This window comes from Neptunomonas sp. ABH4_499 (assembly GCF_056160565.1).
The window spans coordinates 1-212 of record NZ_JBSWXK010000068.1 but is presented as its reverse complement, the minus strand read 5'-3'; the positions used below and the strand labels follow the sequence as shown (position 1 = coordinate 212).

At 40.1% G+C, this 212-nt stretch carries 1 rRNA gene; it reads right to left on the bottom strand.

Annotated elements, in window-relative coordinates:
• Window positions 1-62: ribosomal RNA gene (gene rrf / locus ACXAF9_RS18255) — 5S ribosomal RNA — on the bottom strand; the annotation flags it as partial.
• Between the last annotated feature and the right edge of the window lie 150 nt (window positions 63-212).

The following is a 212-nucleotide window of genomic DNA, read 5'->3' as shown; positions in this document are numbered from 1 at the left end:
AGGCGTTTCACTTCTGAGTTCGGGAAGGGATCAGGTGGTTCCACCTCGCTATTGTCGCCAAGCATAAACTGTCACAATCTGGATCGATGAATTCGTTCTTTAATTCGTAAATTCTTAAGTCTTGTTTTCAAGTCTTAGTCACTACTCATTAGTTACTAAGCCCTGATCTTAACTCTACAAGCACACAGTGATTTCTATCTAACTGTCTCATA